Raw genomic sequence first — 24,369 nt, 5'->3', positions numbered from 1 at the left:
ATTTTTGCGCTGATTGATTCTTCACGCCGATTCGCGCAAGCGCTATGGTGCTGATTCGCGGGTCCGGGGACGAGGGCCGACGCCCGCATCGGGCGGTCTTGCATTCAGGCGGCGAAGAGGACCAGGACATGCCGGGGGATAACCCGCCTCGCGCGGGACAGGCCGTTTCCGGCGGCCGCAACGATTCGGTGACCGCGGGTTCCGCTGCCAAAGGCGGGAGCCTTTTGTGGCGCGCCGGTGCCCGTGTCGGAACGCTGCTTGCTTCTTCCGCGCTCGCAGGTCCGCTGCTTGGCCTTTCGGCACATGCTGAAACCGCTGCTGCGCCCAAAGCCGGGCTGTCGGTCGGCACGGTCGAGGTCATGCAACTCGCCATGTTTGTCGGCGTCATGGGCGCGGCACTTATCTCGGCCATTTTCCTGATCCGCGAGAGGACGCGCACCTCGGCGCAGAATGCCGAACTCAGAACCCGCTTGGCCGACGTCAACGCTGCGCTGCAGCGCTCCGAGGCGCTGCTCAATCTGCGCGACCAGCGTGTCGTCGTATGGACCTCGGAAAACAAGAAACCCGAGCTCGTCGGGACATTACCGGTCGAGAGCGGCGCTCCGGAAGACCGCGCAGCCTTTCTCGCCTTCGGCCGCTGGCTGATGCCGCGCTCGGCGGCGGCGCTCGAGAATGCGGTGGCGGCGCTGCGGGAAAAGGCGAAGCCGTTCGACCTCGTCATCGAATCGCAGGCCGGTGCGCCGCTCGAAGTGCACGGGCGCAAGAGCGCGTCACACGTGCTTGTGCGCTTCGTCTCGCTCTCTGAAACGCAGCGAAACCAGGCCAGGCTGAAAATCGAGAACCAGCGCCTCGCCGCCGACTACGACACCATGATCGGCCTTCTCGACGCGCTCAGCATGCCGTCATGGCTGCGCACGGCGGACGGGCGGCTGAAATGGGTCAATCGCGCCTATGCCAAGGCGGTCGAAGCGGAAAGTGCCGAAGCGGCCGTTCGCGACGCGAAGGAATTCCTGGGCGGCCAGGCGCGTGACGCGATCGCCGCGCAGCATAAGTCGCATCCCGTCTTCGAACAGCCGCTTTCCACCGTGATCGAAGGCGACCGGCGCATGTTCGCCGTGACCGACTTCGCCGGCGCGGACGGCTCGGCGGGTCTTGCCTGCGACACCAGCGCCATCGAAACGATCCGTAGCGAATATGAACGGACCGTGCGCAGCCACGCCGACACGCTCGATCAGCTCAACACCGCTGTGGCGATTTTCGATACCGACGAAAAATTGCGGTTCTTCAACCAGGCGTTTCAGAAACTATGGGGTCTCGACAGCGGCTTCCTGCACAGCGCTCCGGATAACGCCTTGTTGCTCGACCGGCTGCGCAGCGAGGGCAAGATCGCCGAGCAGCCAGAATGGCGGCGCTGGAAGGAAAGCCTGCTTGGGGCGTATCGCGCGGTCGAATCGCAGGAACATTGGTGGCATTTGCCGGACGGCAAGACCATCCGCGTCGTCGCCAACCCGCAGCCGAAGGGCGGCGTGACCTGGGTGTTCGAGAACCTGACCGAGAAGATGGACCTCGAAAGCCGCTACCAGACCGCGGTGCGGGTGCAGGGCGAGACGCTAGACAATCTTGCCGAGGGCGTGGCCGTGTTCGGCCCGGACGGAAGGCTCAGACTGTCGAACCCGGCATTTGCAGTGCTGTGGGCGCTGGACGCCGACGTCGCCAAGCCCAACGTTCACGTCTCCACGATCCGCGATCTTTGCGACCGGCGTGCTGCCGACAGCCCTTGGGGCGGGTTCGTTGCCGCCATCACCGGTTTCGACGATGAGCGCCGCGACCGCCACGGCCAGACCGAGCTGAACAACGGCACCGTGCTGCGCTACGCGATGATCCCGCTGCCCAACGGGCAGGTGATGATGACCTTCGTCGACGTCACCGACAGCGTCAATGTCGAGCGGGCGCTGAAGGACAAGAACGAGGCGCTGGAAAAATCCGACCAGCTCAAGAACGAATTCGTGCAGCACGTCTCCTACGAACTGCGCTCGCCGCTGACCAATATCATCGGTTTCACCGAGCTTCTTTCGCTGCCGTCGACCGGGCCGTTGAGCCAGAAGCAGCGCGAATATGTCGAGCACGTCGGCTCGTCTTCCTCAGTCCTGCTCACCATCGTCAACGACATCCTCGACCTGGCGACCGTGGATGCCGGCATCATGGAGCTCGATATCTCAGAAGTTCACGTCGACCGAACCATCGCCGCCGCCGCCGAGCTGGTTGCCGAGCGGCTGGAGGAGCATGCGATCAGGCTCAAGGTCGACGCGGCCACCGCGCCAAAGACATTCCACGGCGACGAAGTCCGCATCCGCCAGATCCTCTACAATCTGCTGAGCAACGCCGCGAATTACGCGCCGGAGGCGAGCACCATCACGCTTGCTTGCCGCTCGCTTGCCGAAGGTGTGGAATTCTCCGTTCACGACGACGGCCCCGGCATGCCGCCGGACGTGCTCGATTCGGTGTTCCGCCGTTTCGAGCCGCGCGCCAATGGCGGCCGCCGGCGCGGCGCCGGCCTCGGCCTGTCGATCGTCAAGAGTTTTGTCGAACTGCATGGCGGCAGCGTCCGCATCGAGACCGGCAAGGACAAGGGCACCACCGTCATTTGTGCCTTCCCCGACACGCCCGGCATCCGCGCGGCGGCCGAGTAGCGCGCTCGATGGCAGGCGTGGTGGTAGAGCGTTTTCTCGCCGACGAGGCTGCGACCGCAAGGCTGGGCGAGGATCTGGCCATGGCGCTGCGCCCCGGCGACGTGCTGGCGCTTAAAGGCGATCTCGGCGCCGGCAAGTCGAGTTTGGCGCGGGCACTGATCAGGGCAATGGCCGACGATTCCGGGCTCGATGTGCCGAGCCCGACCTTCACGCTCCTCCAGAGCTATGAGGCGCGCGTCCCCGTCCATCATTTCGACCTCTATCGCCTGTCCTCGGCCTCCGAACTGGACGAGCTGGGTTTCGACGAAGCGCTGGCGCAAGGCGCTGCCCTGGTCGAATGGCCGGAACGGGCAGAGGACTATTTGCCGAAGACTTCGATTCTGGTCGAACTGGTCCATCAGGGCGACGGACGCCTGGCGAGGCTGTCGGGACAAGGCGCCGTCCTCGAGCGCGCGGCGCGATCGCTGGCGATGCGCGATTTTCTGGAAAGGGCCGGCTGGGGCGAAGCGCAACGGCGGTACTTCATCGGCGACGCGTCGGCCCGTTCCTATGAGATCGTCTCGCTGGCCGGCCTGCCGCCGCGTGTGCTGATGAACTCGCCAAGGCTGGTGCTCGGGCCGCCGGTCCGCGACGGCAAGCCCTATGCGGTGATCGCCCACACCGCGCAATCCGTCGCTGCCTTCGTCGCCATCGACCGGGCGTTGCGGACCGGCGGGGTCAGCGCCCCGGAGATTCACGCGCAGGACCTGGACCAGGGCTTTCTCCTTCTGGAGCATCTCGGCTCGGAGGGGATTCTCGGCAAGCACGGCGAGCCGATGGCGGAGCGCTACGAGGCAGCGGCTGAACTGCTTGCCATGATGCATGGCAAGGCATGGCCCGATCGCATGGAGGCAGCGCCCGGCGTCTTTCACGACGTGCCGCCCTTCGATCGCGATGCCATGATGATCGAAGCCGAATTGCTGCTCGACTGGTATGTGCCGGCAATATCGGGCGGCCCGGCAAGCGATGCCTTGCGTGCCGGCTACGCCACGGAATGGAATGCGGCCCTCGATCGGCTGGAGGGGCGCGAATGCACTCTCGTGCTGCGCGACTTCCATTCGCCCAACATCATCTGGCGCGGCGAGCGTATCGGTCACGATCGCCTCGGTATCGTCGATGTCCAGGACGCGCTGATCGGCCCCTCCGCCTACGATCTCGCCTCGCTCGCCATGGATGCGCGCGTCACGCTTTCGCCTGAGATCGAGAAGCGGACGTTCGATGCCTATATCGCGGCGCGCCATAAGGCCGGCGCTTTCAACGAAGGCGAATTCGTTGAGACCTATGCAATCATGGCGGCACAGCGCAACTCGAAGATCCTCGGCATTTTCGTCCGGCTCGAAAAGCGTGACGGCAAGCCCTACTATCTGAAGCACCTGCAGCGCATTCGCGACTATCTCCGCCGGGCGCTGGCGCATCCGGCGTTGACCAGCCTGCGGGATTTCTACACCGCCAACGGCTTGCTGGAGGAGCGGCCGCTGTGACGACGCACCCCAGGACCGCAATGGTGCTTGCCGCAGGCCTGGGAAAGCGCATGCGGCCGATCACCGACACGATGCCAAAACCGCTGGTCAAGATTTCAGGCAAGACTTTGCTCGACTGGAGCCTGGACAGCCTGGCCCATGCCGGCGTCGAAAAGGCCGTGGTCAACGTCCATTATTTTCCCGAACAGATCGTCGCCCATGTCGCCGCGCGCCGCGCCCCGCGGGTCGTCATTTCCGACGAAAGCGAAGTGCTGCTCGATTCCGCCGGCGGCATCGTTCATGCTTTGCCGGAACTGGGCGAGGCTCCCTTTTACATTGTCAACGCCGACACCTTCTGGATCGACAGCGGCATGCCCAACCTTGTTCGCCTCGGCCTTGCATGGGACGCGGCGAAAATGGATATTCTGCTGATGCTTGCGGATATCCAGTCAGCGACAGGACACAGCGGCGGCACCGACTTCCTGATGACGCCGGACGGCGCCTTGCGGCGTTCGAAAGGTGACCCGGCGGGCCTGATCTATGCAGGCGCTGCCATCGTCGATCCGCGTCTTTTTAGCGACGCGCCGGCCGGGCCGCACTCGCTCAACGCCTATTTCGATGCGGCCATCGCCGCCGGCCGCCTGTTCGGCATGACGATGCATGGCCGTTGGATCACCGTCGGCACGCCCGACGCAATTCCGCTGGCGGAAGCGGCAGTTGCCGATCCGGCTCTTAACGAGTTGAAATGAGCGGCTCCCGCCGCGTCTTCTCGATCCCGCCCGGAGCGCCGTTCCTGCCGACGCTGGCCGAGGCCCTGCTGTCAGGACGTCTCGTTCCCGGTTTCCGTTTCGACGGCGACCCGCTGGCGCTGGCCGATGCCACCATCTATGTGCCGACGCGCCGTGCCGCGCGCGCGCTGCGCGGCGTTTTCGTCGACGTGCTCGGCCGTCGCTCGGCGATCCTGCCGGTCATCCGCCCGCTCGGCGAGTTCGACGAGGACGAAGCCGCATTCGAGGCCGACGCGTCGGCCGCCATCGACCTCGTGCCGCCGATCGCCGCAATTGAGCGGCTGCTGCTGTTGGCGCCGCTGGTGCGTGCCTGGAAACGCCGCCTGCCGGCACATGTCGCGGCACTTTTCGACGAGGAGATCGTCGTGCCGGCCTCCGCCGCCGACGCCATCTGGCTGGCGCGAGACCTGGCCCGGCTGATGGACGAGATCGAGACGGAAGGCACGGACTGGGCCAGGCTCGCCGATCTGGTGACCGGCAACCTTGCCGGCTGGTGGCAGGTGACGCTCGATTTCCTGAGCATCGTCACCGAAAACTGGCCAGATATCCTCGAGGAACGCAACTGCTCCAACCCCGCGGCGCATCGCAACGCGCTAATAGGGCTGGAAGCGGTTCGGCTGAAGCGCAATCCGCCCACTGGGCCAGTGATCGCCGCCGGCTCGACCGGCTCTATTCCCGCCACCGCCGAACTTCTTGCGGTGATTGCCGGCCTGCCCAACGGCGCCGTCGTGCTGCCCGGGCTCGACCTGATGCTGGATGAACCGTCGTTCCAGGCTATCGCGGAGCCCGGTGCGCGTCCGGCCCTGCTAGGCCATCCGCAATACGGCCTGGCAAAGCTGATCGGCAAGATCGGTGTGCCGCGCGGCGATGTCGAGGAGATCACCGTTGCGCAAAGGCCGCTCGCGCTGCGCGCCGCCCTTGTCGGCGAGGCGCTGCGGCCGGCCGAAACCACTGAGCTGTGGGCGCAGACGCGGCTCGGCTTTGCCGCCGGCGACATCACCGAGGCGTCCGCCGATGTCACGCTTCTCGAAGCCGCCGGCCAACGCGACGAAGCCGTGGCGATCGCCGTCGCGCTCAAATGTGCCGTCGAGCAGCCCGGCCAGCGCGCGGCACTCGTCACCGGCGACCGCGCCTTGGCGCGCCGCGTCTCCGTCGAGCTCTTGCGCTTCGGTGTCGTCGCCGACGATTCGGGCGGCACGCCGCTCACCAACACGCCCGCCGCCAGCCTGCTCAGGCTGGCGCTTCAGGCCGCGTTCCGCCCCGGCGATCCGGTCGCCCTGCTGTCGCTGCTCAAGCACGCGCTGCTTGGCCTTGGCCTGGAGCGCGCGAATGTCCGTCATGCCGCCGAGATCGTCGAACTGGTGGCCCTGCGCGGCGGCACCGGCCGCCCGGACATCGCATCGCTGCCGGAGCTCTTCGAGGCCCGTCTCACCGGCCTGAGCGGCGACAAGCGCCAGCCCTTCTGGTTCTCTCGCCTGACCGTGCGAAACATCGACGGCGCCCGCGAATTGCTCATCCGCCTTGCCGCCGCGCTGGCGCCGCTGATCGCCTTTCGCAGTCCAGCCGAAGCCGATCTTGCCGCATTGACCCGGGCCAGCGTCGTCGCACTCGAAGCTCTTGGCCGGGCCGCTGACGGCAGCCTGAGCGAACTCTATGCGGGCGACGCCGGTGAAAAGCTCGCCGAGCTTTTGCGCGGACTGGTTGCTGCCTCGGCGTCTTTCTCCTTCGCGGCAGACGAATGGCCCGATGTGATGGAGGCGCTGATCGCGCCAGAAATGGTCAAGCCGGCGCGAGGCACCGACAGGAACATCGCCATCTGGGGCGCGCTGGAAGCCCGGTTGCAGACCGTCGACACGCTGGTCATCGGCGGGCTGAACGAAGGCGTGTGGCCGCGCAAGCCGGAAAGCGACCGCTTCATGTCGCGGCTGATGAAAACCGGCATCGATCTCGAGCCGCCCGAGCGGCGCATCGGCCTTGCCGCCCATGATTTCCAGATGGCGATGGGGGCCAGGAAAGTGGTGCTGGCGCGCTCCGCCCGCTCCGGCGACGCACCGGCGGTGCCGTCGCGCTGGCTGCAGCGCATGCTGACCTTCATCGGCAAGGATCATGCGGCGGTGCTTCGCCGGCGTGGCGATGAACTCCTGTCCTGGGCACGTGCGCTCGATGTCGGCGAGAGGCGGGATTTCGCGCCGCGACCGCAGCCGAAGCCGCCGCTGACGGTGCGGCCGCAGCATTTCTCCGTCACCGAAATCGAGACGCTGCGCCGCGATCCTTACGCGATCTACGCCAGGAGGATCCTCGGCCTGATGCCGCTCGATCCGGTCATCCGCGATCCGGGCGCGGCCGAGCGCGGCACGCTGTTTCACGCCATCCTGCATCGCTTCTCGGCTGATGTGGCCGATCCGCTCGTGCCGGAGGCGCTGGACGGTCTCATCGCCGCCGGCCGCGCCTGCTTTGCCGAGGCGACCCTTCCTCCCGATGTCGAGGCGGTGTGGTGGCCGCGCTTCGAAAAGCTCGCAGCCGGCATCATCGAATGGGAGCGCGGCCGCGCCTTCGCCGTGACGATGCGGCATGCCGAGGAGCATGCCGAAAAGACCGGCGTCGGCCTGTCCGGCGTGACACTGTCCGGTTACGCCGATCGCGTCGATCTGCTGGCCGGCGGCATGGCCGACATCCTCGACTACAAGACCGGCTCGTCACCGTCCAAGGCGCAGGCGCATACGCTGCTTGCGCCGCAACTGGCGCTCGAAGGTGCGCTGCTCAGGCGCGGCGCCTTCAAGGGGCTTGGCGCCCGCGAGCCGTCGCAACTGGCCTTCATCAGGTTGAAGCCGAATGGCGAGGTGTTCGAGGAATCCATCCTCGAATACAACCGCAAGCCGCGAACCGCCGCCGATCTCGCCGAGGAGGCCTGGGCGCGGCTCGAAAAGCTGCTGATCCACTATGCCGACCCGGCGACCTTCTATTTGTCGCGGGCGCTGCCGTTCCGCGAGGGCGAGACCGACGGCGACTACGACCATCTCGCCCGTGTGCTCGAATGGTCCGCCGGCGGCGACGCCGACGACGAGGGAGGGGAGGCATGAAGAAGGCCTATCCTATCCCGAGCGACACGGCGGCCAGCCAGGCAAGCGCTTCCGACCCGCAAAATTCCGCCTGGGTGTCGGCCAATGCCGGATCGGGCAAGACCCATGTGCTGGCCCAGCGCGTCATCCGGCTCTTGCTGCGCGGCACCGATCCATCGAAGATACTGTGCCTGACCTACACCCGCGCCGCCGCCGCCAACATGTCGAACCGGGTGTTTTCCACGCTGTCGGAATGGACGGCGCTTGGCGATGCGGAACTGGCGGCAAGGATAGAGGCGCTGGACGGCCGCCAACCCGATCGCGAAACCATGCGCCGCGCCCGCCGGCTGTTTGCCGAGGCGCTGGAGACACCGGGCGGACTTAAGATCCAGACCATCCACGCTTTCTGCGAATCGGTGCTGCACCAGTTCCCGCTGGAAGCCAACATACCGGCCCATTTCGAAATGCTCGATCCGCAGATGGAGGCGTCGCTCTTCGCCGCCGCCCGCCGCGACATGATCTCGGGCACGTCCGGTGGTGATCCGGGGCTGGCCGAGGCTTTCGCCACCATTCTGGAACGCGGCGGCGAACACGGGCTCGACGCGTTGCTGGCCGAGATCGTGCGCAAGCGCGACGGCCTGCGCGCCTTCATCGCTGCTGCCGGCGGCGATGGCTTCCGGGCGCTGTTCGACGAGTTCAGGTTTCGCGCCGGCCAGACCGCCGAAGGCCTGGCGGCGTCCGTCTGGCCGCTGCCGGGCTTCCTGCCAGACTATTTCATCACCTTTGCCCGCGCTGCCGAAGCCGCCGATGCCCGCATCGTGCTGAACAATTTGCTGCCCTATGCGCGTCTTGCCTTCGCCGAGGGCGATCCGGTTCGCCGGCTGCAATTGCTGGCAAAAGCCTTCCTGCGGGCGGATGGCGGGCCTTATGAGCCGGCAAAGACGTTCAAGAAGGCGTTGTTCGACCGGCTGCCGGATCTTGGCGAGCGCTATCTGGCGGCGATCGACGCCATCCTCGAAATCTCCGACCGGCTGGCGCTGTTCAGGATGCTGGAGGGCACACGTGCCGCGTTGACCATCGCCGACTGGCTGATCGCCCGCTACGAGCACTTGAAGCGCGCCCGCGGCTTCCTGGATTTCAACGATCTCATCACCCGAACGGTCAATCTCCTGGCGCGGCCCGACGCCGGTCCCTGGGTGCAATACAAGCTCGATCAGGGCATCGACCACATCCTGCTCGACGAGGCGCAGGACACCAGCCCCGACCAGTGGGAGGTGGTGAAGCGGCTGGCGGAAGAATTCTTTGCCGGGCTCGGCGCGCGCGACAACGTTCACCGCACGGTCTTTGCCGTCGGTGACGAAAAACAGTCGATCTACTCCTTTCAGGGAGCGGCGCCCGACTCTTTCGCCGACTCAAGGCTCCTGTTTGCCGGCAAGGTGCGCGACGCCAACGCCGCCTTCGCCGATCTCAAGCTGACCTGGTCCTTCCGCTCCACCGACGACGTGCTCGCGGCGGTGGACCGTGTCTTTGCCGACCCGGTCGTGCGGCGCGGCATCAGCCACGATCCCGATCCGCTGAACCACAAGGCGATCCGCACCGACGCGCCGGGCTATGTCGAGGTCTGGCCGTCGATCGGCGCCGACGTCGTCGACGAGCCCGACGACTGGACGCAGGCCGTCGACCACGCCCATGCGCCAGCGGTGCGCGTTGCCGAAAACGTGGCGGCGACCATTGCCGGCTGGATCGGCAATGGTGAGATCATCGAAGGCCGCGGCAAGAAGCTTCGGCCCGGCGATGTTCTGGTGCTGGTGCGCAAGCGCGATCGCTTCGTCCATGCGCTGACGCGTGCGCTGAAGCGCCGCGACATCCCTGTCGCTGGCGCCGACCGGCTCAGCCTGCCCGGCCATATCGCGGTGAAGGACCTGATCGCGCTCGGCCACTTCCTCATCCAGCCTGAGGACGATCTGTCGCTTGCCGCCGTGCTGCGCAGCCCGATCTTCGATGTTTCGGAGGAGGCGCTTTTCGCGCTTGCGGGCGAGCGGTCGTCCGGCCTCTCCTTGATCGCCTCGCTGCGCAAGCAAGCTGGCGAAAGCGCGGCCCTGGCCACAATCGCTGCCCAGCTCGACACATGGTCCGATGAAGCCGCATTCAAGCCGGTCTTCGAATTCTATGCGGGGGCGCTTGCCCGCGACGGCTTGCGCAGGAAGATGATCGCGCGGCTCGGGCCGGAAGCCGGCGACATCCTCGACGAGTTCCTGAGCTTTTGCCTCGCCGAGGAGCGGACCGGCCTGCCGGGACTGGAATCCTTCCTGTCGACGCTGGAAAACGCCGGCCCCGAGATCAAGCGCGAAATGGACCAGACCCGCGACGAGGTTCGCGTCATGACCGTGCATGCCGCCAAGGGCCTGGAGGCGCCTGTGGTGTTCCTGGTCGATGGCGGTTCGGCTCCGTTCAGTGACCAGCATCTGCCGAGGCTGATGCCGTTCGATGGCTCGGGCGAGCATTGGGACGGCAAGGGCTACCTCTGGCGCTCGGCCAGCGATGTCGCCAATGGATTTTCGCGGGCCGCTTCTGCCCGCGCGCGCGAACTGGCCGACGACGAATATCGCCGGCTGCTTTATGTCGGCATGACCCGCGCCGAGGACCGGCTGATCGTCTGCGGCTATCACGGCAAGCGGGCGCCGAATGCCGGCACCTGGCATTCGATCGTCAGCCGCGCGCTGGTCGGCGCTCCCGAAAGCACGGAGCGGCAGCACCCCGCCGCCGCCGAGACCGTGCATCGCTTCCATGTGACGAAGCTGCCGCCGGTCGCACGGGCGGCCGCCGAAGAGGCGCGGCTGACGCAACAGTTCGAGCCATTGCCGAAAACGTTGTTCCAACCCTTGCCACCCTTCGAGGATCTGCCGCGGCCGCTGTCGCCCTCAGGCGCCTCGGCGTTGATCGATGAGACCAAGGAAGCCGTGATCGACACCGGCTCGCCGGTGCTGGACACCGAGGCGGAGCCTGGCTTTGCCGTGCTGCGGGGGCTGGCGCTGCACAAATTGTTGCAGATGCTGCCCGGCATTGCGGAAGGAGATCGCCGGGGTGCCGCGGAGCGCTATCTCGAGCGTGCCGGCGCGCAATGGCCCGATGCCGAGCGCGACAAGGCTTTGGCCTCGGTGGCGGCGATCCTTGCCGACAGCCGTTTCGCGCCACTGTTCGCATCATCGTCGCGCGCCGAAGTCGCCGTCATGGGCAGCCTGGAAGTCAAGGGCAAATTACGCTCGATCTCCGGCAAGATCGACCGTCTGGCGGTTACATCTGGCAAGGTTTCGATCGTCGACTACAAGACCAACCGGCCGGCGCCAGCCGCGCTGGCGGACGTTCCTCCGGCCTATGTCTTGCAACTCGCGCTCTATCGCGCGCTGCTCCAGCCGCTTTACCCCGAACATGAGGTCTTCGCGGCGCTGCTGTTCACCGAAGCGCCGCGGCTGATAGAGCTGCCGGCAAAGGCGATGGACGACGCCCTTGCCCGACTCACGGGAGCGTGACACAACAGCTGCTTGAAGAAGGGCACGATCACCACCACATTTGGTGCGACAATAACTCTCGAAAGGATTTTCGCATGGCCACCGTCAAGGTCGACAAGAGCAATTTCCAGGCCGACGTGCTCGACGCCAAGGAGCCGGTCGTGGTCGATTTCTGGGCGGAATGGTGCGGCCCTTGCAAGATGATTGCGCCGGCGCTGGAAGACATCGCCGTCGAACTCGGCGGCAAGGTCAAGATCGCCAAGCTCAACATCGACGAGAATCCGGAGCTGGCCGCGCAGTTCGGCGTGCGCTCGATCCCGACGCTGATGATCTTCAAGGGCGGCGAAATGGCCGACATGAAGGTTGGCGCAGCACCCAAGACGGCGCTGTCGCACTGGATCAACGGCAATCTCGCCTGATCCGGTCCGAAATTCCGCAGACAAGCCCGGCCGTCGCGCCGGGCTTTTTGTTGGCGTCATCTACAGCGCCGCGCGTCCTCTTGGACGCGCAAAGGACGCTGTAAGCACTCGATCTTGCGCATGACCCAGAAAATCGGATTCGATTTTCTGGGTCATGCGCTGGTCCGTCTTGGCACTCGCCGCTCGCCGCCGCATGTTCTTCTCTGGGCCAAACAGGAGAACGCCATGACCGGATCAGCCAAGGCAACCGTCTTCATCGACAATGACCGTGTCATCGTCACGGAATATCGTTTCGCGCCGGGTGACAACACCGGCTGGCACCGCCATGGTCACGATTATGTCGTCGTGCCGCTGATGGACGGCAAGGTCAAGCTGTTGACCAAGGATGGCGAATCCTTTGCCGAGATGAAGAAGGGGGCGCCCTATTTCCGCAAGGAAGGCGTCGAGCACGACGTCATCAGCGCCAATGAGGGCGAGTACGCCTTCATCGAGATCGAGCTGAAATAATCCACCGCGCGATCACCAATCGGCGATGCGATCGCCTCCGGCGAATTGCGCACTCTTTTCGGTATACTCGAACAACTCGATCTTCACGCCGTTGGGATCGCGTATCCAGGCCTGGTAGGTGTCATCGCATGCGTGCTTCTTTGCCGAGACATCGATGCCCTTCGATCTTATGTGGGCGATCGCCGCGTCGATGTTTTCCACCTCAAGGCAGAAGTGGTTGATCTGGTCCAAGTCGCTATAGCGGGACTCGTCTTTCCTAAATACCTCGACGTGGCTGCGGCCGCCGCAATTGAGGTAGAACCCGAAAATCTTGCCGTCGCGCAGGAAATTGAACTGGGTGTCCATGCCAAGAACGTCCCTGTAGAAGCTTCGCGTCGCTTCCAGGTCATGCGCGAAGATGCAGACATGAGCGAGCTGCTTTACCTTGATCATGACTGTTCCTCGCAGAAAATCCGGCTTCAGACCGGCGGCGTGCCGTTCTCGGCCAGCACCGCGCCGGCCAGATAGAGCGAGCCGCTGATCAGGATGCGCGGCGGCGGTCCGTCCCATGTATCACGCAACAGCATCAATGCATTGGCGACGGAGCTCACCGGCTCGGCCGACAGCCCGGCCTCGACGGCGCGGATCGCCAGTTCGTCATTCGGCACGCTGGCCTCGCTGAGGCTCACCGGCACCGTGTAGACATGCCGGACCAGGCCCTTGAAGGCGCGGAAATAGCCGCTCTGGTCCTTGGTGTTGATCATGCCGGAAATCAGGAACAGCGGCCGCGGGTTCTTTTCCTCCCGCTCGGCCAGCGCCTCGGCGACAACGATGCCGGCGCCCGGATTGTGGCCGCCATCGAGCCAGATTTCGGCGCCCTTCGGCGCCAGTTCCGTTAGCCTGCCTGGCGGCAATTTCTGCATCCGCGCCGGCCATGCGGCATTGGTCATCGCTTTCTCGGCGGCGCGATGGCCGATCTCGAAGCCCGCCGCCTTGACCGCCGCGATCGCTGCCGCCGCGTTGGCGAACTGGTGGCGTCCCGGCAGCCGCGGCGGCGGCAGGTCCATCAGACCGTCTTCGTCCTGGTAGACCATGCGGCCGTTTTCCTCGAAGGCTAGGAAATCCTGGCCGTAGACGAAGGCGGGACAGTCGAGCCGCTCGGCGGTTTCGATGAGTACCTGCAGCGCCGTTTCGCTTTCCTGCGCGCCGATGACCACCGGGCAACCGGGCTTGATGATGCCGGCTTTTTCGGCGGCGATCAGTTCGACACGGTCGCCGAGATAGGCTTCGTGGTCGAGCGAGACCGGCATGATCACCGACACCGCCGGCTCGGTGACCACATTGGTGGCGTCGAAGCGGCCGCCGAGGCCGACCTCGATGATGACGGCATCCGCCGGATGTTCGGAAAACAGCAGGAAGGTGACGGCGGTGAGGATTTCGAAGACGGTGATCGTCTCGCCTCCATTGGCCTTGGCGACGCGGGCGATGGCATCGGCGAAGACCTTGTCCTCGACCAGCCTGCCGCCGCCGTCGGCGGCCAGCCGGTAGCGCTCATGCCAGTTCACCAGATGGGGCGATGTGTGGACATGGACGCGTTGGCCGGCCGCTTCGAGCAGCGCCTGCGAAAAGGCGGCGCAGGAGCCCTTGCCGTTGGTGCCGGCGATGTGGATGACCGGCGGCAGATGGTTCTGCGGATTGCCCAGCCGCTTCAGCAGCCGCGAAATGCGGTCGAGCGAAAGATCGAAGCCCTTCGGATGAAGCGACATCAGGCTTTCGATTTCGCGGTCGGCGGCAAGCGTGGTCATGGGAGAATCCTAGGCGCGCCACAGTTGGCGCGCAATCGCGGTTCGCGACGAAGGATGTCGCGTCAGGCTTGCGGGCGTGCTTCCGCCGGGATGGTCGCCGGCGGCAGGATTTCCGGCTCCAGCGGCTTTTGCTCTTCCGGCAGCTTGAGCAGCATCTTCAGCAGCCGCGCGATCATCTGGCGCATCTCCAGCCGCGATACCACCATGTCGACCATGCCGTGCTCCATCAGATATTCGGAGCGCTGGAAGCCGTCGGGCAGCTTTTCCCTGATGGTCTGCTCGATGACGCGCGGCCCGGCGAAGCCGATCAGCGCGCCGGGCTCGGCGATGTGCACGTCGCCCAGCATGGCATAGGAGGCGGTGACACCGCCGGTGGTCGGGTTGGTCAGAACGACGATATAGGGGAGGCCGGCCTCCTTCAGCCGATCGACACCCACGGTGGTTCTCGGCAGTTGCATGAGCGACAGGATGCCTTCCTGCATGCGGGCGCCGCCGGAAGCCGCGAACAGGATCAACGGCCGCTTGCGTTGCAAGGCAACCTCGAACGCATGCACGATGGCGTCGCCCGCCGCCATGCCGAGCGAGCCGCCCATGAAGGCGAAGTCCTGCACCGTCACCACCACCGGCAGGTCTTCGACGGTCCCCAGCGCATTGACGATGGCATCTTCGAGCCCGGTCTTGGCCTTGACGTCCTTCAGCCGGTCGGTGTAGCGCTTCTCGTCGCGGAACTTCAGCGGATCCTGCACGACCTTGGGGTTTTCGAGTGTCTCGTATTTGCCGTCGTCGAAGAAGAATTTCAGCCGCTCCTTGGCCGAGATCTTCATGTGGTGGCCCGAAGACGGGATGACGAACTGGTTCTGCTCCAGATCTTTGTGGAAGACCATCTCGCCGGTCTCGGGATCCTTGATCCAGAGATTCTCGGGCATGTCGGTGCGCCGGCCGAGCATCGAGTTGATCTTCGGGCGAACGTAGTTGGTGATCCAGTTCATCGCTTCGGCTCCTGTCCTGACCAAGAGTTAGACCATGATCCCGAAAACTGGAAACCGGTTTTCGCCGGGGATCATGGTCGACCAGAAGAGCAAGACTATTCGGCGGCAGCAAGGCGAGCAGCGCGCACGCCTTGCGAAAGCCCGCTGACCAATGTGGCGACCGCCTCGGCCGGGTCGGCGGTCTTCTCGCCCTTCGGCCCCAGCACATTGGCGACCGCATTGACGATCGCGGTGCCGACGACGACGCCATCGGCATTGGCGCCGATGATGCGCGCCTGCTCGGCGGTCTTGACGCCGAAGCCGACACAGACCGGCAGGTCGGTATGGCTTTTGATGCGTCCGACCGCCGCCGCCACCTTGCCGGTGTCGGCAAGCGCCGAGCCGGTGATGCCGGTCATCGACACGTAGTAGACGAAACCCGACGTGTTCTGAAGCACCTTGGGCAGGCGCTTGTCGTCGGTGGTCGGCGTCGCCAGCCGGATGAAGTTGATGCCGGCCTTGAGCGCCGGGATGCAGAGTTCCTCGTCCATCTCGGGCGGCAGGTCGACGACGATCAGCCCGTCAATGCCGCTGGCCAGCGCATCCCTGAGGAAACGGTCGACGCCGTGGATATAGATCGGGTTGTAGTAGCCCATCAACACGATCGGCGTCTCATTGTCGCCGGCGCGGAATTCCGACGCCATCTTCAGCGTCTTGACCAGCGTCTGGCCGCCTTTCAGCGCGCGCAGGCCGGCCGCCTGGATCGCAGGGCCGTCGGCCATCGGATCGGAGAACGGCATGCCGAGCTCGATGATGTCGCTGCCGGCGCCGGGCAGCGCCTTCATGATCGACAGCGAGGTCTCGTAGTCCGGGTCGCCGCCCATGAAATAGGTGACGAGCGCCGGGCGCCCTTCGGCCTTCAGCTTGGTCATGCGGCGGTCGATGCGGGTGGTCATGATCAGATCTCCATGTCCAGCATATTGGCCACCGTATGAACGTCCTTGTCGCCGCGGCCGGACAGGTTGACGATGACGATCTGGTCCTTGTCCATGGCAGGCACGATCTTCACGGCATGCGCGATGGCATGAGCGGATTCGAGCGCCGGAATGATGCCTTCGACCCGCGTCGTCAGCTTGAACGCCTCCAGTGCCTCGTCGTCGAGAACAGGCACATATTCGACGCGGCCGGTATCGCGCAGCCAGGAATGCTCCGGCCCGACGCCCGGATAATCGAGGCCGGCCGAGATCGAGTGGCCGTCCATGATCTGCCCGTCGGCGTTCTGCAGGAGATAGGTGCGGTTGCCATGCAGCACGCCGGGCGCGCCGGCATTCATCGAGGCGCAATGCTCGATGCCGTCGAGGCCGCGACCGCCGGCTTCGATGCCGATGATGCGGACTTGCCTGTCGTCGAGGAAGGGATGGAACAGGCCGATGGCATTGGAACCGCCGCCGACACAGGCGATGATGGTGTCCGGCAGCCGGCCTTCCTGCTCGAGGATCTGGGCGCGCGCCTCGGTGCCAATCACCGACTGGAAGTCGCGCACCAGTTCCGGATAGGGATGCGGGCCGGCGGCGGTGCCGATCAGATAATAGGTGTCCTCGACATTGGTCACCCAATCCCGAAGAGCTTCGTTCATGGCGTCCTTCAGCGTGCCGTGGCCGGCCGTCACCGGCCGCACCTCGGCGCCGAGCAGCTTCATACGGAAGACATTGGGGCTTTGCCGGGCGACGTCGGTGGCGCCCATATAGACGACGCAGGGAAAGCCGAAACGCGCCGCCACCGTGGCCGACGCGACGCCGTGCTGGCCGGCGCCGGTCTCGGCGATGATGCGCTTCTTGCCCATGCGCTTGGCCAGCAGGATCTGGCCGAGGCAGTTGTTGATCTTGTGCGAGCCGGTGTGGTTCAGGTCCTCGCGCTTGAAATAGACTTTGGCGCCGCCGCCCAGGCCCTTGGCCGAGGAAACCTCGCGAAGATGCCTGGTCAGGCCTTCGGCGAAGTAAAGCTTCGACGGCCTGCCGGCATAGTGGGTCGAAAGGTCAGTCAGCTCGGCCTTGAAATCCGGATCGTCCTTGACCTCATTCCAGTGCCGTTCGAGATCGAGGATCAGCGGCATCAGCGTCTCGGCGACGAAGCGGCCGCCAAAGATGCCGAACATGCCCTGTTCGTCGGGTCCGGTGCGGAAGGAATTGGGTATCGTCGGCTTGTCCATCGCCGATCTCCTCTTGTCTTGACTGATGAGCCTGCCGGAAGCCGGCTTTCGCCTTTCCGCGGCATGCCCTGCTTTGGGTTCGTCAGGCTGCGCGGGTGTTCCGCGTGGCTCCGACGGCCCGGAAAAACTGTTCGATCAGCGCCGGATCCTTGACGCCCGGCGCGCTTTCCACGCCAGAGGAAATGTCTAATCCGGGCGGATTGGCAAGCCGAAGGGCATCGCCGATATTGGCGGCGTTCAGCCCACCCGAAAGCATGTAATCGACGCCTGCGTCAAGGCCGGCCAGAATGCGCCAGTCGAAGGCGACGCCGTTGCCGCCCGGCAGTTCCGAACCCTTCGGCGCCTTGGCGTCGAACAGGAAACGATCGGCAATGCCGACGAAGGGTTTTATCCGCTCCAGATCAGCAGCGGCGCTGACGGCCAGCGCCTTCATCACCGGCAGGCCATAGCGAGCCTTGAGCTCGGCCACCCGCTCCGGCGTTTCCGAACCGTGCAGCTGCAGCATGTCCGGGCGCATTTTGTCGACGATCTCATCCAGGAAGGCATCGCCGGCATCGACCGTCACGGCAACCGCCTTGGCCTTGCCAATTACCGCTTCACGCAAGCGGCGGGCCTGCGCCGGCTCGACATAGCGCGGGCTTTTGGCGAAGAAAATGAAGCCGACATGGCTGGCGCCGCCGGCCAGTGCCGCGGCCAATGCCTTGTCGGTCTTCAACCCGCATATCTTGATGTCGAGCGCCATGACGCGGGGATTGGCACGAAACGGCAAAAGAGTCGAGAAAAAGCGTCCTGTTTGCCACCAGCGCGGAGCGCGCTACCTTCTTTCCAGGGACTGCAGGCGGGAGCAGAAAACATGGCAGACCAAACCGTTGCCCAACTCAGGCAAAAGATCGCGCAGGCCCGCGAGGTCATTGTGCATCTGATGGACAAGGCCGCCTTCAACGGCGCCGAGGCGCAGCGCGCGCTCGACTATTTCGACAGCGACGCCTTCGAGACGGACTTCTTGCCATGGCCACGCCATGGCAATGAAGGCTTACGGCCGGAGGAGTTGAACGCTGCGAACGATGATTGATCGGGCGTCCTACTCGAACATGATCGCCTGCAGCGCGCCGCCGTTGCGTTTGAGCCAGTCCTTGCAGCGCTCGGTGTCGGGGCAAAGCTGCTCGCACAATTTCCAGAATTTCGGGCCGTGGTTCATCTCCTTGAGATGCGCCACCTCATGCGCGACCAGGTAGTTTATGACAGGTGATGGCGCCATCATGATGCGCCAGGAAAAGGACAAATTGCCGTCGGAGGTGCACGATCCCCAGCGGCTCGACGTGTCCTTGAAGCGGATCGCCCTGGCGCGCTTGCCGACCGCTCCGGCGTGCTTGACCACCAGCGCCTCGATCTCGCGCTTGGCTTCGCGCCTGAGGAAATCGGCGATGCGGCGCGGCAGATGCACGCGATCGCCATGCACGATCATCAGCGGGCCGCGCTCGTCGCGCGACAGCGTGACGGTGCCGCGTTTGGAAGGTTCATGAACGATGCGATGCGGCACGCCGCGCACCGGTATCTTGATGCCGGGCCGCACCTGCGGCCGGTTGGGCACCTTGGCCAGCCGCTGCTCCAGCCAGTCCTGATGGCGGTCCAGGAATTTTTCAACCTCGCCCCGCCGTAGGCCCGGCGGCACGGTGATGCGCAAGCCGCGGCCGCCGGAATCGATGCGCAGCGTCAGGCGCCGCGCCCGGTCGCTCTCGACGATCTTGAGCGGCAGCGTGCGGCCGGCAACACAATGCTCTCGCTCCACGACGGGGGCGGGCTTGGGTTTCGTCAGGTTGCGGAAGAAGCCGAATGACATGGCGTGACGATACGCGATTCGAGGAAAACGAATAGAACAAAAAAGAAACGGCGCCGCTGACGCGACGCCGTTTTTTGATTATTTATCGGGGCAAGGGTCTTACTCGTCGAGCAGGCCAGGCGTGGACTTGCCGCTGCGCTTGCCGGTCCCAGTGGAGCTCGTCGATCCACCGGTTGTCGGACCACCGGTTGTCGGGGAGGTCGACTTGTTGCGGTTCGCCATGAAGCGGTCGAACTCTTCCTGGTCCTTGGCGCGACGCAATTCCCTGGCATATTCGTCGAACTCGCTCAGCATCTCGTCGAGCTTGCGGCGCTCTTCACTGAGCCGCTCGAGTTCCTTTTCGCGCCAGTCGTCGAAAGCGACATTGCCGGTGCGGGCGGACCCGTGGCCCCAGCGCGCCGCCTTGTCGGAACCGCGGCGGCAGCCGGCGAAGATGCCGTCGGTCGCGCGGTTGACGTCGCGCTTGAAGCCGTCAAGCCGGTCGCCCCAGATGATGTAGGCGAGCATGGCGAGGCCGAGCGGCCAGAACACCATGAAGCCGATCACCATCAGTGCGATGGTCGCCGGCGTCCAGGCCGGACGGATCAATGCGGATGTGTTCATTTTCTCCCAATCCTTCAGTTGGAGACAGCCAATCCCGGCTGCGTGGAATCGAAATGGGAAGGGAAAAACGGCGATTCAAGACAGCCACTGCCAAAACCGGACAAGCGTCTGAAATGATTATCGCTTTTTGAGCGTTTCGAGGAAAAGCACGACCAGGCCCGCGATCAGCCCCCAGAACGCCGCGCCGACGCCGAACAGCGTCAGCCCCGAGGCGGTGACGGCGAAGGTGACGGTGGCGGCCATGCGCTCGCCGTCCTCCTTCAAGGCGATCGACAGCGCGTTGGCGAGCGGCGCCATCAGCGCCAGTCCGGCGACCAGCACGATCAGGCTCTGCGGCAGCACCGCGAAAATCGCAACAAGCGAGGCGCCGAAAATGGCGAAGACGAGATAGGCAAGCGCGTAGAAGGGACCGGTCTTCCAGCGCTCGGCCGGATTGGGATGCACGTCGGGGCCGGTGCAGATCGCCGCCGAGATCGCCGCCAGATTGGTGGTCGAGGCCCCAAACGGCGCCGACAGCAGCGAAAGCAGGCCAGTGACGCCGATCAGCGGGCCGGGTTCTGGATGGTAGCCCGCTGCCCTCAGCACGGCGAGACCGGACAGGTTCTGCGAGGCCATGGTGACCAGGTAGAGCGGCAGCGCCAGGCCGATGAGCGCCGTGACGGTGAACTGCGGCGCAATCAGCGTCAATGTCGAAAGTTCAGGGGTCGGCAGGCCGCCGACACGGCCGGTGAGAAAGGCGGCAGCGCCGCCCACGATCAGCACCGCCAGCACCGATAGCGCCGGATTGAACAAGCGGATGACAAAGAAGGTGGCGATCAGCGGCAGGATCAGCCAGGGGTCGGCGGGAATGGTCTTCACGGCGTTGATGGCGAATGTGACGACAATGCCGGCCAGCATTCCCGACGCGACCGAGGCCGGTATCCTGGCGATCAGTCGGGTCAGCGGCTTGAACAGGCCGGTGGCGATCAAAAGGATGGCGGTGACGATGAAGGCGCCGACGGCCTCGCCCATCGAAAAGCCGTTCGATGCCGCGATCAACGCCACGCCCGGCGTCGACCAGGCGGTGATGACCGGCATCCTGGTGCGCCAGGACAGCCACAGGCTCTCGATCGCCATCGCCAGGCAGATCGCCGTAACCCAGCTGGCTGTTTCGACCTGCGTCGCGCCTACCGCCTTGGCGGCGGCGATGACGATGGCCAGCGTGCCGCCAAAGCCGATGATCGCGGCGACGAAGGCCGATACCGGAATGGAAATACGCATGTCCCTAGCCTGCCTGCCGAACCATGGAGTCGACCGACCGCATCAGCAAGTCGAGATCCTGCGGCCGTGACAGGCGGTGGTCGCCGTTGGGGATCAGCGACAGCGTGACGTCGTCGGCCGGCAGCAGGCCGACCAGTTTCAGCGCATGGCTCGGCGGCACGTCGGCATCGGCCAGCCCCTGCAATATGTGGATGGGGCAATGGGTGTCGATCGGCCCGGTCATTGTCAGGTTGTCGCGGCCGTCCTCGATCAGCGCACGGGTGTAGACGTAAGGCTCGGCCGAATAGTCCGACGGCTCCTCGAAAAAGCCCTTTTCGGCGAGGTCGCGCTTTTGCGCTTTGGTCAGCGCCGGCTCGACCAGCTCGGCGGTGAAATCCGGCGCCGGCGCCAAAAGCACCAGGCCGGCGATGCGGTTCTCGCCTGCCTTGGGCAATTCTTGGCGCAATTCCTGGACCATGCGCAGCGCGATCCATGCGCCCATCGAGGAGCCGACCAGGATTTGCCTGCCTTGCGTGAAATGACGGAAGACGGCGAGGCTTTGCGAAAGCCATTTCGAGATGGTGCCGTCGGCAAAGGCGCCGCCCGATTCGCCATGGCCGGAATAGTCGTGGCGCAGGAAGGCGCGGCCTTGCCCGCTTGCCCATTCCGACAGCGTTTCCGCCTTGGTGCCCAGCATGTCCGACTTGTAGCCGCCGAGCCAGACAATGCCGGGTGTTGCACCCGCGGCGCACCTGACAGCGATGCTGGTTCCGTCGACATCGAGAAAAACCGGTGCGGTCATGGCTGCTCCCTCACGCAGGTCTTTTGGCACAACTGGCGGTTCGACGAAAAGTGCTCGGCAACTTTCTTCGTTTGGCACAAGGCTGCAGTAGGGAACAGGGTGATTTCCTGTGAACGCTGTGCTATTGACTCCGGCCGCGCGCTCACCACATTGGCGCGTTCGCAATCTGAATTGAAAACCCTGAACGAAACGGCCCAAGGAGACCACGACCATTCGCAGACCTTTCAAAGCAACGGCGCCCACCAAGGAGGGCCCGCGCTCCAACCGTGACATCCGGGTCGCCCGGGTCCAACTAATCGACGCCGAAGGCCAGAACCATGGCGATGTCTCCATCAACGACGCATTGCTGCTCGCCGAAGAGGCTGGGCTCGATCTGGTCGAGATATCGCCCAACGCGGTGCCGCCCGTCGTAAAAATCCTCGATCTCGGCAAGCTGAAATACGCCAACCAGAAGAAGGCGGCCGAGGCACGCAAGAATCAGAAGGTCATCGAGATCAAGGAGATCAAGATGCGCCCGAACATCGACAGCCATGATTACGAGACCAAGATGAAAGCGGTCCGGCGGTTTTTCGAGGAAGGTGACAAGGTCAAGCTGACATTGCGCTTTCGCGGCCGCGAGATGGCGCACATGGAACTCGGCATGCAGCTTCTGAACAAGGTTCGCGAGGAAGTGGCGCCGATCGCCAAGGTCGAAGCCGAACCGAAGCTCGAAGGCCGCCAGATGATGATGGTGCTGGCACCCCGCTAAAAGTGATCCCGTCAAACAAAAGGCCGCTTCGGCGGCCTTTTGTTTTTGTCGTCGCCATGATTTCTCCGCAAGTTGCATCGACAAGGAACCTGGTTGCCGGTCCTCGCGGCAAAGGATAGTTTCCATGGCCGCTGCGGCACGTTCTCCGATCGAAAAGTCGTTCGACGAAATGGGCCGCTATCAGCGGCGCCGGCGCCTCCTGCTGGCGCTGCTGGTTGGCATTTTTTGCGCTTTGCTGATCTTCGGCGGCTCCGCGCACGATGAGCTTGGCCACGAACGCCTAGAGGGGCAATACGGGATTGCCCTGATACTGATCGGGATCGGCGGCCGGCTCTGGTCGATCCTCTATATCGGCGATCGCAAGTCGGCCGAAGTGGTTGCTACCGGTCCATATTCGGTGATGCGCAACCCGCTGTATTTTTTCTCTACCGTAGCGGCTGCCGGCATCGGCGCCCAGACCGGCAGCGTGATCGTCTCGGTGGCGTCGGCGGTTTTGTGCGCGGCCGCGTTCTACATCGTCACGCTGCGCGAGGAACGGCATTTGACCACCGTGCTCGGGGCGCCGTACAAGGACTATATCGCCCGGGTACCGCGGTTTCTTCCCAATCCCCGGCTTTTTCGCGATCAGGCCGAGGTCACCTTCACACCGCGCGTCTTCAATCACACGCTGCGCGACGGCTTGATGTTCCTGGCTTCCATTCCGTTTTTCGAACTCATCGAGTCTGGACAGGAAAGCGGTGTAATTCCCGTCCTCTTCTGGCTGTACTGAACTGCGGATGGGCGGACAAAACAGGCGACATGCATTAAATTCGCCTGAATCTTGCTGCAAGGCGTCCCGGCGATCGGCGGGGCGCCTGTTTCTTGGCTAGACGCTCCGATCGCCGGCAAAGTTCCTCGACGATCGGATTCCCGACATGCTCAAAGAAGTCAAATCTGCGCAGGCCGAACAAGTGCGGGCCAGGCATGCGCTGGGCAGCTACCAGCACGCGCGCAGGATGGTTCTTGCCGCGCTCGTGGTCGTCCTGTTCGCGGCGCTGCTGTTTGGCCAGTCTTCTTTTCCTCCCGACAGCGTGCCGCACGAAACGATCGAAATGGTCGGCGTCCTGCTGATCTTTCTCGGCATTGTCGGGCGCTTGTGGTCGACGCTTTATATCGGCGGGCGCAAATCCTCCGAGGTGGTGACCGGCGGACCCTATTCGATCACCCGCAATCCGCTCTATGTCTTCTCCTCGATGGCTGCCGCCGGTGTCGGCGCGCAGATCGGCTCGATCACCGCGACGATCGGCTTCGCCGTGCTTTGCGCCGCCGCCTTTCATGTCGTCATCCTGCGCGAGGAGAAGTTCCTGAAGGAGGCCCTCGGTGCTCCATTCCAGGCCTATATGGCGCGGGTGCCGCGCTTCTTCCCGAAGCTTTCTCTGTATCAGGAAGGCGACACCGGCAGCTTCAAGCCGCGCCTGCTGCGGACTACGCTGCTGGATGGTTTGGTGTTCCTCGTCGCCTTGCCGGCTTTCGAGTTGATCGACGGCGCGCAGGAATCGGGCATATTGCCGGTGCTGTTCCGTTTCCCATAAGCACTGGGCGTCGCGCGCACGGGGTGTTGCGCGCCGGCCCGCTTTGACGTATAGGACCGCCGTTCCCAAAAAACCGCCCGGCAGGGCATGCCGTGGCGGTTTCATTTGCTTTTCGGGCTTTGGTCGGCCTGAAG

The 24,369-nt window shown here is 64.6% G+C and carries 21 protein-coding genes; 11 read left to right on the top strand and 10 right to left on the bottom strand.

The features are described 5' to 3' along the window. Nucleotides 1–128: 128 nt before the first annotated feature. The 7 genes from AC0NID_RS04270 to AC0NID_RS04240 all read left to right on the top strand — a co-directional run bounded on the left by AC0NID_RS04270 (nucleotide 129) and on the right by AC0NID_RS04240 (nucleotide 12,471). Nucleotides 129–2,690, top strand: coding sequence for a sensor histidine kinase (locus AC0NID_RS04270; protein WP_473451130.1), 2,562 nt, complete (start codon nucleotides 129–131; stop codon nucleotides 2,688–2,690). A gap of 8 nt (nucleotides 2,691–2,698) precedes the next feature. Beyond that, complete coding sequence (tsaE, locus tag AC0NID_RS04265) at nucleotides 2,699–4,210, top strand: tRNA (adenosine(37)-N6)-threonylcarbamoyltransferase complex ATPase subunit type 1 TsaE (RefSeq protein ID WP_473451128.1); 1,512 nt, start codon at nucleotides 2,699–2,701, stop codon at nucleotides 4,208–4,210. Beyond that, complete coding sequence (locus AC0NID_RS04260; RefSeq protein ID WP_473451126.1) at nucleotides 4,207–4,938, top strand: nucleotidyltransferase family protein; 732 nt, start codon at nucleotides 4,207–4,209, stop codon at nucleotides 4,936–4,938. Before tsaE ends, AC0NID_RS04260 begins: the two co-directional genes overlap by 4 nt. Further along, nucleotides 4,935–8,057, top strand: coding sequence for a double-strand break repair protein AddB (addB, locus tag AC0NID_RS04255; protein ID WP_473451124.1), 3,123 nt, complete (start codon nucleotides 4,935–4,937; stop codon nucleotides 8,055–8,057). The genes AC0NID_RS04260 and addB overlap by 4 nt, the downstream gene beginning before the upstream one ends. Then, nucleotides 8,054–11,566, top strand: coding sequence for a double-strand break repair helicase AddA (addA, locus tag AC0NID_RS04250; RefSeq protein ID WP_473451122.1), 3,513 nt, complete (start codon nucleotides 8,054–8,056; stop codon nucleotides 11,564–11,566). The genes addB and addA overlap by 4 nt, the downstream gene beginning before the upstream one ends. 74 nt (nucleotides 11,567–11,640) lie before the next feature. Further along, nucleotides 11,641–11,964 carry a thioredoxin gene (trxA, locus tag AC0NID_RS04245; protein ID WP_473451120.1) on the top strand — a complete coding sequence of 108 codons (324 nt, stop codon included), beginning with the start codon at nucleotides 11,641–11,643 and terminating at the stop codon, nucleotides 11,962–11,964. A gap of 225 nt (nucleotides 11,965–12,189) precedes the next feature. Continuing rightward, on the top strand, nucleotides 12,190–12,471 hold the full coding sequence (locus AC0NID_RS04240) for a cupin domain-containing protein (protein ID WP_126036949.1): 282 nt from the start codon (nucleotides 12,190–12,192) through the stop codon (nucleotides 12,469–12,471). Between the two features lie 12 nt (nucleotides 12,472–12,483). On the opposite strand, the gene AC0NID_RS04235 is transcribed toward AC0NID_RS04240, so the two are convergent. From AC0NID_RS04235 to AC0NID_RS04210, 6 genes are all read right to left on the bottom strand, one after another. Then, nucleotides 12,484–12,903 (bottom strand): VOC family protein, encoded by a 420-nt coding sequence (locus AC0NID_RS04235; RefSeq protein ID WP_473451118.1) that lies wholly within the window; start codon nucleotides 12,901–12,903, stop codon nucleotides 12,484–12,486. Nucleotides 12,904–12,929: 26 nt separating this feature from the next. Next, nucleotides 12,930–14,255, bottom strand: a complete 1,326-nt coding sequence (locus AC0NID_RS04230; RefSeq protein WP_473451116.1) for a bifunctional folylpolyglutamate synthase/dihydrofolate synthase — start codon at nucleotides 14,253–14,255, stop codon at nucleotides 12,930–12,932. Nucleotides 14,256–14,317: 62 nt separating this feature from the next. Next, a complete protein-coding gene (accD, locus tag AC0NID_RS04225; RefSeq protein ID WP_473451115.1) occupies nucleotides 14,318–15,244 on the bottom strand; it encodes an acetyl-CoA carboxylase, carboxyltransferase subunit beta in 927 nt (308 codons plus the stop codon). A gap of 95 nt (nucleotides 15,245–15,339) precedes the next feature. Next, nucleotides 15,340–16,179, bottom strand: coding sequence for a tryptophan synthase subunit alpha (gene trpA / locus AC0NID_RS04220; RefSeq protein WP_473451113.1), 840 nt, complete (start codon nucleotides 16,177–16,179; stop codon nucleotides 15,340–15,342). Nucleotides 16,180–16,181: 2 nt separating this feature from the next. Then, on the bottom strand, nucleotides 16,182–17,432 hold the full coding sequence (trpB, locus tag AC0NID_RS04215) for a tryptophan synthase subunit beta (RefSeq protein ID WP_473451111.1): 1,251 nt from the start codon (nucleotides 17,430–17,432) through the stop codon (nucleotides 16,182–16,184). Nucleotides 17,433–17,514: 82 nt separating this feature from the next. Beyond that, nucleotides 17,515–18,174: a phosphoribosylanthranilate isomerase gene (locus tag AC0NID_RS04210; protein WP_473451109.1), complete on the bottom strand. Its 660-nt coding sequence runs from the start codon at nucleotides 18,172–18,174 to the stop codon at nucleotides 17,515–17,517. A gap of 111 nt (nucleotides 18,175–18,285) precedes the next feature. On the opposite strand from AC0NID_RS04210, the gene AC0NID_RS04205 reads away from it, so the two are divergent. Beyond that, the gene (locus AC0NID_RS04205; RefSeq protein ID WP_473451108.1) at nucleotides 18,286–18,504 is read left to right on the top strand and encodes a hypothetical protein; all 219 of its coding nucleotides are present in this window, start codon (nucleotides 18,286–18,288) and stop codon (nucleotides 18,502–18,504) included. Between the two features lie 9 nt (nucleotides 18,505–18,513). Here the strand turns inward: AC0NID_RS04205 and AC0NID_RS04200 are convergent, their stop codons facing one another. The 4 genes from AC0NID_RS04200 to AC0NID_RS04185 form a co-directional block, all read right to left on the bottom strand. Further along, on the bottom strand, nucleotides 18,514–19,272 hold the full coding sequence (locus AC0NID_RS04200) for a M48 family metallopeptidase (RefSeq protein ID WP_473451106.1): 759 nt from the start codon (nucleotides 19,270–19,272) through the stop codon (nucleotides 18,514–18,516). A 99-nt stretch (nucleotides 19,273–19,371) separates the two neighbouring features. After that, nucleotides 19,372–19,875 (bottom strand): DUF2852 domain-containing protein, encoded by a 504-nt coding sequence (locus AC0NID_RS04195; protein WP_473451105.1) that lies wholly within the window; start codon nucleotides 19,873–19,875, stop codon nucleotides 19,372–19,374. Between the two features lie 117 nt (nucleotides 19,876–19,992). Further along, complete coding sequence (locus AC0NID_RS04190; RefSeq protein ID WP_473451104.1) at nucleotides 19,993–21,135, bottom strand: benzoate/H(+) symporter BenE family transporter; 1,143 nt, start codon at nucleotides 21,133–21,135, stop codon at nucleotides 19,993–19,995. Nucleotides 21,136–21,139: 4 nt separating this feature from the next. After that, nucleotides 21,140–21,916, bottom strand: coding sequence for an alpha/beta hydrolase (locus AC0NID_RS04185; RefSeq protein ID WP_473451102.1), 777 nt, complete (start codon nucleotides 21,914–21,916; stop codon nucleotides 21,140–21,142). A gap of 211 nt (nucleotides 21,917–22,127) precedes the next feature. Between AC0NID_RS04185 and infC the strand changes: the two genes are divergently transcribed. From infC to AC0NID_RS04170, 3 genes are all read left to right on the top strand, one after another. Then, nucleotides 22,128–22,664, top strand: a complete 537-nt coding sequence (gene infC, locus AC0NID_RS04180; protein ID WP_126036976.1) for a translation initiation factor IF-3 — start codon at nucleotides 22,128–22,130, stop codon at nucleotides 22,662–22,664. 124 nt (nucleotides 22,665–22,788) lie between these two features. Then, the gene (locus tag AC0NID_RS04175; RefSeq protein WP_473451100.1) at nucleotides 22,789–23,433 is read left to right on the top strand and encodes a methyltransferase family protein; all 645 of its coding nucleotides are present in this window, start codon (nucleotides 22,789–22,791) and stop codon (nucleotides 23,431–23,433) included. 145 nt (nucleotides 23,434–23,578) lie between these two features. Next, on the top strand, nucleotides 23,579–24,235 hold the full coding sequence (locus AC0NID_RS04170; protein WP_473451098.1) for a methyltransferase family protein: 657 nt from the start codon (nucleotides 23,579–23,581) through the stop codon (nucleotides 24,233–24,235). The last annotated feature ends 134 nt before the right edge of the window (nucleotides 24,236–24,369 follow it).

It is taken from the genome of Mesorhizobium sp. WSM4821, assembly GCF_055901555.1.
This window is presented reverse-complemented; position numbering and strand designations above follow the sequence as displayed.

Coding starts and splice junctions, on each gene's coding strand:
- trpA (WP_473451113.1), bottom strand. CDS start 16,179: ATGACCACCCGCATCGACCGCCGCATGACCAAGCTGAAGGCCGAAGGG.
- trxA (WP_473451120.1), top strand. CDS start 11,641: ATGGCCACCGTCAAGGTCGACAAGAGCAATTTCCAGGCCGACGTGCTC.
- trpB (WP_473451111.1), bottom strand. CDS start 17,432: ATGGACAAGCCGACGATACCCAATTCCTTCCGCACCGGACCCGACGAA.
- AC0NID_RS04195 (WP_473451105.1), bottom strand. CDS start 19,875: ATGAACACATCCGCATTGATCCGTCCGGCCTGGACGCCGGCGACCATC.
- AC0NID_RS04185 (WP_473451102.1), bottom strand. CDS start 21,916: ATGACCGCACCGGTTTTTCTCGATGTCGACGGAACCAGCATCGCTGTC.
- AC0NID_RS04205 (WP_473451108.1), top strand. CDS start 18,286: ATGGCAGACCAAACCGTTGCCCAACTCAGGCAAAAGATCGCGCAGGCC.
- addB (WP_473451124.1), top strand. CDS start 4,935: ATGAGCGGCTCCCGCCGCGTCTTCTCGATCCCGCCCGGAGCGCCGTTC.
- AC0NID_RS04200 (WP_473451106.1), bottom strand. CDS start 19,272: ATGTCATTCGGCTTCTTCCGCAACCTGACGAAACCCAAGCCCGCCCCC.
- AC0NID_RS04235 (WP_473451118.1), bottom strand. CDS start 12,903: ATGATCAAGGTAAAGCAGCTCGCTCATGTCTGCATCTTCGCGCATGAC.
- AC0NID_RS04270 (WP_473451130.1), top strand. CDS start 129: ATGCCGGGGGATAACCCGCCTCGCGCGGGACAGGCCGTTTCCGGCGGC.
- AC0NID_RS04175 (WP_473451100.1), top strand. CDS start 22,789: ATGGCCGCTGCGGCACGTTCTCCGATCGAAAAGTCGTTCGACGAAATG.
- AC0NID_RS04210 (WP_473451109.1), bottom strand. CDS start 18,174: ATGGCGCTCGACATCAAGATATGCGGGTTGAAGACCGACAAGGCATTG.
- addA (WP_473451122.1), top strand. CDS start 8,054: ATGAAGAAGGCCTATCCTATCCCGAGCGACACGGCGGCCAGCCAGGCA.
- AC0NID_RS04240 (WP_126036949.1), top strand. CDS start 12,190: ATGACCGGATCAGCCAAGGCAACCGTCTTCATCGACAATGACCGTGTC.
- accD (WP_473451115.1), bottom strand. CDS start 15,244: ATGAACTGGATCACCAACTACGTTCGCCCGAAGATCAACTCGATGCTC.
- AC0NID_RS04190 (WP_473451104.1), bottom strand. CDS start 21,135: ATGCGTATTTCCATTCCGGTATCGGCCTTCGTCGCCGCGATCATCGGC.
- AC0NID_RS04170 (WP_473451098.1), top strand. CDS start 23,579: ATGCTCAAAGAAGTCAAATCTGCGCAGGCCGAACAAGTGCGGGCCAGG.
- tsaE (WP_473451128.1), top strand. CDS start 2,699: ATGGCAGGCGTGGTGGTAGAGCGTTTTCTCGCCGACGAGGCTGCGACC.
- AC0NID_RS04230 (WP_473451116.1), bottom strand. CDS start 14,255: ATGACCACGCTTGCCGCCGACCGCGAAATCGAAAGCCTGATGTCGCTT.